4 protein-coding genes and 1 pseudogene are annotated in these 8,611 nt (G+C 37.2%); all 5 read right to left on the bottom strand.

What is annotated here, in order from left to right; translation table 11 throughout:
• Positions 1 to 64: 64 nt before the first annotated feature.
• Positions 65 to 970 (bottom strand): annotated as a pseudogene (locus B4F31_RS13045) (alpha-L-fucosidase); the annotation flags it as partial.
• A 166-nt stretch (positions 971 to 1,136) separates the two neighbouring features.
• Entirely contained in the window at positions 1,137 to 2,258 is a 1,122-nt protein-coding gene (locus B4F31_RS13040) for an ROK family protein (RefSeq protein ID WP_286761457.1), read from the bottom strand.
• 192 nt (positions 2,259 to 2,450) lie between these two features.
• The gene (locus tag B4F31_RS13035) at positions 2,451 to 3,425 is read right to left on the bottom strand and encodes a N(4)-(beta-N-acetylglucosaminyl)-L-asparaginase (protein ID WP_286761456.1); all 975 of its coding nucleotides are present in this window, start codon (positions 3,423 to 3,425) and stop codon (positions 2,451 to 2,453) included.
• 145 nt (positions 3,426 to 3,570) lie between these two features.
• On the bottom strand, positions 3,571 to 5,475 hold the full coding sequence (locus B4F31_RS13030) for a SusD/RagB family nutrient-binding outer membrane lipoprotein (protein WP_286761455.1): 1,905 nt from the start codon (positions 5,473 to 5,475) through the stop codon (positions 3,571 to 3,573).
• Positions 5,476 to 5,493: 18 nt separating this feature from the next.
• Positions 5,494 to 8,610 carry a SusC/RagA family TonB-linked outer membrane protein gene (locus B4F31_RS13025; RefSeq protein ID WP_093302118.1) on the bottom strand — a complete coding sequence of 1,039 codons (3,117 nt, stop codon included), beginning with the start codon at positions 8,608 to 8,610 and terminating at the stop codon, positions 5,494 to 5,496.
• Between the last annotated feature and the right edge of the window lies 1 nt (position 8,611).

Here is an 8,611-nt window from a genome sequence, read left to right as displayed (position 1 = left end):
CATGGAAATTTGGTTCTCGGCAGGTTCCTAATTCCTTTAAACGCTCTTGCTGAATCATAGGAATTTACCCATCGGCTCTTGGCCCAACATTTAAAATCATACCACCGCCATTTGCTACGGTTTGTACAAACCGCTGAATGAGTTCTTTCCCGGTTCCATAGGCTTCCAAATCTTCATTTCGGTTTAAACCAAAACTACGTCCAATACCCCTGACTTCGGCCCAGGGCCTTTCTGTTTCGGTTATTCCAGAACTGTATTCCGGAGTTAAAAAACCAACATCCAAGCCGTGACCCCAGCGATTGTTCACTATGGCTTCATCACCTACTGTTTCGTAATACCAATTTATAAGCTGTGGAGCCTGCCATTGTTCAGCAGTATTGTACCATTCCCCATCGGTGAAAATTAATGAAGGTTTATATGCATTGACTAATTCTTTAAATTGTGGCACCATATATTCTTCAACATATCGGCCAATGCTATCATGAGGATCTGTATACCAGCGATGTAAAGGATGATTCCATTCAGCTAAAGAATAGTATAGCCCCATTTTAAGGTTTTCATCCCTCACAGCTTCTGTTAATTCGCCAACTATATCACGTTTTGGACCGGTATCAACACTATTCCAGTTTCGGTTAAATTTACTTGGCCATAATGCATACCCATCGTGATGTTTTGAAACCAAAACCACATATTTGGCTCCCGCCTCTTTAAATATCTCAGCCCATTCTTCGGGATCAAAGAGTTCTGCTTTAAACTCACCAGCAAAATCTTTGTAATTGAAGTTTGGCCCGTAGTTCTCTTTCACAAAAGTAGTACGCAAACTATCATTGGTTTGTAACCCTCTCAAAAACCATTCAGCATAAGACTCTTTACCTCCATAAGCTGGTACAGAGTATAGTCCCCAATGTATAAAAATACCAAGTTTTGCTTCCTTAAACCATTCTGGGTAGCCGTGTTCCTTTATGGCTTTTTCTTCCGGAGATTGTGAAAACCAATTAAAATACTAAGAAATATTATCGTTTTTTTCAATTTCATTATCCGTTTAAGTTTATAAATGCTTCCCCGTTAAAGAGATACCGGTCATATCAAAGTTTAATTGATTGTTAATTACTATTTTTATTATATAATGTATTGCTTTACTTCTTTGTAGTTAGGGTAAAATTTTCCACTTGATTTAAAGCTATGGCGTAGGCGCCAAGCATAATTGCTTTACTTGTTCCCAAGCGTGAAATCCCTATTGGAATTCCTTTGTTCGCCATAAATTCGACGTCACGGGAAGAAAATGGAATCTTTACTTTTTTTCTTGCTCTGCGATAAAATTCGTTTTTGCTCTCCTTCTCTTCAAAAGAATAAGCCCGGGATACTATACGATTCAACTTTTCTCCTTTACGAGTTTTAATCTCGCCATTTAAATGTTTTAAAATTTGAGGAAGTAATAATTCAGAAGAACCAGATATCCCTCCACCAATCACCACTGAACCGTCTATTAAGGTGATTATATTTGCCAATGCTTCAGCCGCCACCTGGGCCATATTATCATAAGCCGTTATTGCAGCTTTTTTATTTCCATTTCCGTTCCCAATTGCTATTTCAAAGATCTCCTTTGGACTGCGTTCCTGGTTTTCGCCCGATAGATTTTTATAATAATGTTGAATTCCTCGTACACTAACACTTTCTTCTGCTATGATTTCGGGTTCTAGCAAATTGCGCATTAACCAGACCTCACCTCCAGCCGAGTTATCGCCTTCACAAATTTGGTTATTAATTACAATACCACCTCCAAAACCAGTGCCCAGGGTAATGCCAATAAGGTTTTTAAACTGTTTATTGATTTCAAAATCTCTAAAACCCTTATTAACCTCTGGTAGAAAACCACCAATACTTTCTCCATAGGTAAATAAGTCTCCATCGTTATTAATAAAAGTAGGTAGATTAAAATAATCTTCTAAGAAAGGCCCTAAAGCAACATTACTCTTAAAGCCTGGAAAATTTGGTGGATTTATAATAACTCCTTTTTTATAAGCAGCAGGACCCGGAAAAGCAAAACTTATGGCTACTGCTTTCTCAGGATATATGGCTTCCCTAATTTTTTCGAATCCGGTGATGATTGTATTAAGACATCTTTTTAAATCGTTAGAATAAGAAGGTAAGGTTAATAAATCAGTTATAGGCTTACCACCTTGTAGGGCAGAGAAAACAAAATTTGTACCTCCAGCATCTAAGGTTAATACTATTCGCTGGTCATTGAATATTTTCATTTTACACGAGAAAATTTTTTAATTATTAAATATTGTATTTTCTAAAAATACTGTTCGGCATTTATTCCATATAAAATGGATACCCATGATTGAAGGAAATGGCTAATGGTATTTCTTTTTCTTTTCTAACTCAGAAATAATCCTTTATATTTACTATAACCCAAGCACGTTCAAGGCTTAAGCATCGGCTTTTTATAGGTAAGATTCACTTTTAATATTTTTGTTTTCTCCAGCTCTATTTACTACATAAGTAAACCCTGGATGAATACAATAGGAACCTACTTCTCCCTTTTTATTTACAGCCAGCAGAGCCACCTGAAAATCTTTATATTTCGAATTATTTTTAATTATTCTTTTTATAGCGAGCTCACACGATTCCTGTGGTGATTTCCCCTGGCGCATTAATTCTACCACTAAAAAGCTGCTTACATTTTTTAAGATTTCTTCTCCCATACCAGTAGCTACCGCTCCCCCTACTTCATTATCTAAAAATAAACCCGAACCTATAATTGGAGAATCACCTACCCTTCCCTGCATTTTATACGCTAAGCCTGAAGTTGTACAGGCTCCAGCTATATCCCCGGTTTGATCTATTGCTAACATTCCAATAGTATCGTGATTTTCAATATTGATAATAGGTTTATAATCCTTCTCTTTCAACCATTTTTTCCATTCCTTTTCTGATTTTTCAGTCAGAAGATTTTTTGGTTTAAATCCATTTTGAATAGCAAAGTTATAGGCACCTTCTCCAACCAGCATCACATGAGGAGTTTCTTCCATCACTTTTCGAGCAACAAGTACCGGATGCTCTATATTTTTAAGATAAGCAACACTGCCGCAATTACCATCGGGAGCCATAATGCAGGCGTCTAAGGTAACTTCGCCCTCCCTATCGGGGGCGCCGCCATTACCCACCGTAGTATTATCTAAGTTGGCTTCTTCTACCATTACTCCTCGTTGAACAGCGTCTAATGCCGTGCCCCCCTGGATCAATGTGGCCCCTGCTGTCTTTCCAGCTTCCTGAAAATTCCAGGTATTAATACTAACGGGACCAGTTTTAATAGAGAAATCTTCCTGTTGAAAAGCTGGTAAACTGGAACAGGAATTTAAAAAGGGGATACCCAGGCTTATAGTACCGGCAGACTTAATAAAACTACGCCTTTTCATATAATAATAGTTTAAGATTAAAAAATTCAAGGGCCATCGGAATTAATCGATGACCCTTATGAATGATATAGAAACAATTACTTCGTGTAATAATTTTTAAAATTCAGAATTTTAAAAAATACAACAATTCCTTAAAATTGTCTATTTATTCAGGTTTTGCCCACCATAAAGGGGTGAGTACACTATCGTCTCCTCCTAAATGATTAATAGCCTGTTGATAACCTTCTGGAACATTATTTTGTAAGTTACCGGGATATCTTAAACGCTGTGGAAAAAACTCCTGTCTACTTTCATTATAATTATTTTGTCCCAGTGCAGGTAAATTTGGTAAGGAATTTTCTACTGCCGGATTTTCGAAAAATGGTAAACCTAAACGTCGATGGTCGTTCCATGTTTCAAGAGGTAGCCAGGGAACCTGAGCTATAAATTTTTGTGTTATAATTTTAGTTAAATGATCATTCTTCACATTTCCATTTTGATAAAGGTGGTTGTCTGGATAAGAGAAGGTTGTTGTTTCTTCACTCCCGGTATACCCGTTAATATAATTTACAGTTTTACTCATAGGTTCAGCCGTATGGTTCCAACTAACCGAAGTACCTGCGCGGTTATAATCTTCTGAAGCCACATACTCTTCAGTATACGAGGAGATATTCCAATAATCAAAACTTTGCTTAATACCTTCTTCATAAGCAATTTGGCCATCGTGTGGCACATTCCATCCTCTAACTGCCGCTTCGGCAATTAAGAAGTAGCTTTCCCAGGATCCAAAGAATACTCGTTCAGAAGTACTATTTCTAAATTTATTGGCTAAACGAGGCAAAGTTCCTGGCCAGCTATAAACCTGGTTTCTAGAACCTTTTTCACCCCAATCTCCTATAGAAGGTGCATTCCAGGTGAAGGCTGCATCTATTTCTTCTACAACATTATCACCATCCAATAAATTTCGGGTCGTGGTTCCGGTTGCAGAAAGATCCCAGGATGGGTATCGGTTCATTTCAGGATTGTCAAACCAACCCGGAATTATATAAGCTTTATAAGCCCTGGGATCTATTTCGGGATGTAAACCATCAAACCAATATCCTGCAGAAGGATTATTAGTTAAAGTAGTAAAATGATTTTCATATTTGCGACCAAAATAACCTTCAGGTTTAATATATTGATGTAAATCTGAGGGTAATAATTCTTCAGAAGAAATTCCACCTAAACCAATCATTAAGTTGTTAAGTGTAGGAGAAAGGTACTGATGGTTCCATTCTCTTGTCATAACTCCTGTTAATGCATCCCAACCAGGTCTTTCAGCAACTTTAAAACTTTCATCCCAATTGGTTATAAACTCATCACTAGCCGCAAGTTCAAATTCAGCCTGGGCTTTAGCTTCATCTACCTGAGAAAGTCTCATTGCTAATCTCATTCTCATAGAATTGGCATATTTTTTCCAGTTATTGAAATTATATCCATACGCGGGATCAAGATCCTGAACATTTGATGGAACAGTTACCTCTTCATCCATATCAGCAACGGCCTCTTTTAATTCAGTTAACATAAAATCGTAAACTTCCTCTACACTGTTAAAATCAGGATTTTCTCCCTGGAAACCGTTAATAGCAATAGGCCCAAAATTATCAGTCATTTCACTTAATAAGTAAACTCTCCAAATCCTGGCTACCTGTTTTAGGTTATTGGTATACTCATTTATATTTCCATTCTCAATTTTTTCATCAGCAATTTGAATTGCTGTATAAGCGTGATTTAACCACCCTGAAATAGAATTAAAATAATCATTACTCCAGCCATCATTATATGATCCTATAGGCAATGTATTAGTTCTATCTTGTCTTCCAGCGGCTTTCCAGTAAAGTACAAATGCTCTTTCTGACACGTGGGGATCCTGTTGAGCAGATACAATTGAATTATTTATAAAGTATTCAACCTGTACCTGATCTGCATTTGCGGCTACGGGATTTACATTGATTTCTTCAAAATCTGAACAAGAACTTATCCCAACAAGTACTGTTGCTGCAACAGTCCATCTTTTTATCATATTCTTCATAATATTTCTCTTTAAAAATTAAAATTTAACCCCAATATTTAAAAATACGGTTCGGATAGTTGGGGAAGCCAGGTTTTCAAATCCAACGGCATTGGTGGCAGTAGCAAAAACCGACTCTGGGTCTACCCCATTTAAGTTACTGTCTATCATCCAAACATTATTTGCAGAAATACCGGCATAAGCCTGGTTAAAGAAGGTATTCTCAATCCATCGGTTAGGCAAATCATATCTAAGGTTTACAGATCGCAACCTAACATTTGTAGCATCGTAAATGTTAGCTTCATTAATACCAAGGTTTCCTGATCTTTCGGTAAGGTTCATCCAGTAAAGTTGAGGAGATACACCTGTAGTATTTGGACTAAAGTTACCTTCGCCATCAGCTACTACACCATCAATAACCAAATCTTCACGATTTCCATTCACAACAGTTTGAGCTCCTGTTCCTGCATTTTGGATTGCTCGATTAGTTCCTGAAAAAATCTCTCCTCCAATTCGTGCATCTACCAGAAAACTTAAACTTAAATTTTTATATCTAAAAGAGTTTGAGAAACCTAAAAGAAAATCGGGTTGCTGATTCCCCAGACGCTCCCTATCGCTACTAGCAAGAGGTATACCTTCCTCATCTACTATAATTTGTCCAAAATACGGGCTAGATTCATCTTCAACACGCTGGTATTTTGTACCATAAATCTCTCCATAAGGCTCACCTTCCACGGCAAGAATGCTCACATTATCAAACCCTCCAAGAGTATATTGACTAACTCCATCTGCAAGTCTATTCACCGTATTCACATTTCTTGAAAAGTTTAGGTTCATGTCCCAATTAAAACCATTCGGGTTGTCTAAAATTCGTCCATTTAACATAAGCTCGAAACCTCTATTTTCGATATCTCCGGCATTAACTTTAACGCTGCCATAACCACTTAAAGGATTTAAAGGTAAATTGATTAACTGCCTTGTTGCATTGGTTTTATACCAGGAGAAATCAATACCGAATCGGTTATTAAAAAACCTAGCGTCAAATCCTATTTCGTTAGATCTAATTAATTCACTTTTTACATCTGGATTATAAAGCGTTCCATTTCTACCTGCCGTAGTATTTCCATTTGGATCTTTTCCTATATTATAAAAATTAAATAACTGATAGGCTGGCAAATCGTTACCCACTTCAGCATAAGATGCTCTTATTTTAGCAAAAGTTATCCAGTCTGGTAAAGTACCACCGGTATTTTTTATCATATCACTAATTACTAATGAAGTACTTACCGAAGGATAAAAGAATGAACGATTAGCCTTGCTTAAAGTAGAAGACCAGTCATTACGCCCGGTAACGTCCACAAAGAGAAAACCATCGTAATTAACCTGAAAAGTTCCGAATAGCGAATTAATTTTTTTGTTAGAATAGCCCTGAGAAACACCAGGATTTGCAATCCCATTGTTTAATGAAAATAAATTAGGCACTTCCAACTCTCCAGCATTGCTACTTATTAAACTGGATTCTTGCTCCATAAGGTTTCCTCCCAATGTTACTGCTGCACCCCATTTTCCTATAATATCATCTTTCGAACCACTTATCAATGCATTATAGTTGGTTTCCCTAAAGGTATTCTTACCTAAACTGTAACGACCAGTTGGTGATAAAGGACTACCGCTGTATAACTTAGATTCTGTATTAGTAGTATAAAGATCAGCACCAGCTTTTATTTCAGCATATAACCAATCATTAAAATCATGGCGAATAGAACCGTTTAGCATAAACCGGTCTCTAGTGTCCATGTTTAAATTGTTTCTATAAGCCCAATAAGGATTCATAGAGTTAGAAGGAACATACCATCTCATATTTCCAAATTCATCAGTATCACGCTCGTATTTCGTAACATCTAAAGACCGTGGTAATAAATACATTGTAGAAAATGCATTAGATACATTTACCCCATTTAACGGACGATTTTCAGCAGTAGATCTAATATACTGTACTTTTACATCACTCTTCCAATTATCCTTATCTCCAAAAACAGACACTCCACGTGTCATAAGATTTAAACGTTTTAATGTTGCTCCGGGTATAAGACTTTGATCGTCTAAATGGTTAACTGAAGAAAATAAAGAAGTCCCATCACTAACCTGTTGCTGAAAAGATAAACTATGGTTAACATTTAAGCCATTATCAAAATAATTGTCCAAATTATCATAAGCCTGAAGTTGTTCTTGCTCTCCTTCCGCATTTTCAACAGTTTGGCCCTCAATTTTTGGCCCCCAACTTAAACCAGACTGATTATCGTATTGACCATTGGCACCCTGGCCAAATGAACTTTGTAAATCTGGTGAACTGAAAATTGATTGAAAACCTATATTGGTTGAATAACTTATTCCTAAACCTTCCTGAGTTTTTCCAGTTTTAGTAGTAATTAAAATAACTCCATTTCCTGCACGAGAGCCATACAGAGCTGCTGCTGAAGCTCCTTTTAAAACCGTCATACTTTCAATGTTTTCAGGATTTAAATCTCCTAGCCCATTCCCCATATCTGGTGAAGGGTTCCAGAAATCATTGTTAGCTGCACCGGTGAAATTATCCATTGGTACTCCATCAACCACAATTAAAGGCTGATTATCTCCTGTAAGGGAGTTATTACCTCTTAATACAATTTTAGAAGAACTGGCTGGCCCATTACTCCCTCGCACTACCTGCAAGCCGGCAACCTTACCAGTCATTGCGTTGGCAAGGTTATTTTCCCGGGCTTCTGTTAGGGATTCCCCTCCAATTTCCTGAAGCGCATAACCCAGAGATTTTTTTTCTCTTTTAATTCCAAGGGCGGTTACCACCACTTCATCGAGCGCTTCAGTATCGGGGGCTAATTCAATTTGAATTTCCGATCCTTCAGGCTCAATTTCCTGGGTTATATATCCTAACATAGAAAATTGGAGAATACTCCCTTCATCTATTTCAATTGTAAAATTTCCATCGAAATCAGAAGAGACCCCGTTACTGGTTCCTTTTTCCACGACATTTACTCCCGGAAGCGGCATGCCATTTTCGGCATCAACAATATTACCGCTCACGGATTGTGATTGTGCCAGCAAGACTTGAATGCTACACAATAATAAAGATGCAAACAAGAATAATTTTTTGTTCATT

The sequence above is a fragment of the Salegentibacter sp. UBA1130 genome (assembly GCF_002311535.1).
Taxonomy (GTDB): Bacteria; Bacteroidota; Bacteroidia; order Flavobacteriales; family Flavobacteriaceae; genus Salegentibacter; species Salegentibacter agarivorans.
This window is presented reverse-complemented; position numbering and strand designations above follow the sequence as displayed.